Below are 911 nucleotides of genomic sequence, written 5' to 3'. Positions count from 1 at the left end.
CCGGTTCCACCGGTCCGCAGAAGGGGGTTGTGCTCAGTCGCGGGGCGGTTCTCGGCAACGCGCGTCGTACAGCGGTCCTGCATGGCATCACGCCGGTCCGTCCGCACGGTACCTGTCTGCCGTTGTATCACTGCAACGCGCTGGTCATGTCACTGCTCGGTGCCCACCTCACGGGTACGCCGCTCACGCTGCAGCCCGCCTTCGACCCGGTCGGCTACTTCGCCGCGCTGGACGCTTCCGGCGCCAGGACGGCTTCCATCGTCCCGGCCTTTCTCGCGGATTTGGTCGAGGCCGCTCCCGCGTGGCCCGGGGGGCTGGATTACCTGATCACCGCCGCGGTCCCGCTCACCGCCGACCTGGCCCGCCGCTTCCACTCCCGCTACGGTCCACGGCTGCGTCAGGGCTACGGCCTGACGGAGGCGGTCAACTTCAGCTTCACCATGCCGCTGCTCGACGACACCGACTTCCGCACCTACTACCTGGAGCGGACGCCCCCGGTGGGCCTGCCCCTGCCCGGTACCGAACTCCACCTGGAATCCGGCGAGGTCTGGATCAGAACGCCTGACCTGATGACCGGCTACTGGCAGGACCCGGGCAACACCGCCGCCGCCGTCACCGGCGACGGCTGGCTGCGCACCGGCGATCTGGGTGAGCTCCGGGACGGTTTCCTGGTCCTGCGGGGCCGCGCGGGCGAGCGCGTCAACCGGGGCGGGGAGAAGTACCACCCTCTCGACATCGAGCACGGCTGGCGCCGGGCGGGCCTGACCGGCCGGTTCGCGGCGGTCGCGGTGGACGAGCCCACGCTCGGCGATGACGTCGCCCTCGTCGCGACGGAACAGCCGGTGCCCGAGGTCCGCACCCTGTATGAGCGATCGCCGCTGCGGCCCGCGGTCGTCCAGTTCGGCGGGTAC

1 protein-coding gene is annotated in these 911 nt (G+C 71.1%); it reads left to right on the top strand.

All coding sequences use genetic code 11. From position 1 onward, the window contains the following. Positions 1-911, top strand: a 911-nt coding sequence (locus NP777_RS46940) for a class I adenylate-forming enzyme family protein (RefSeq protein WP_256656331.1), incomplete at both ends; no start/stop codon positions are given.

The organism is Streptomyces rugosispiralis, assembly GCF_024505145.1.
GTDB lineage: Bacteria > Actinomycetota > Actinomycetes > Streptomycetales > Streptomycetaceae > Streptomyces > Streptomyces rugosispiralis.
The sequence above is the reverse complement of the archived record's forward strand: the minus strand, read 5'-3'. Positions and strand labels throughout refer to the sequence as shown.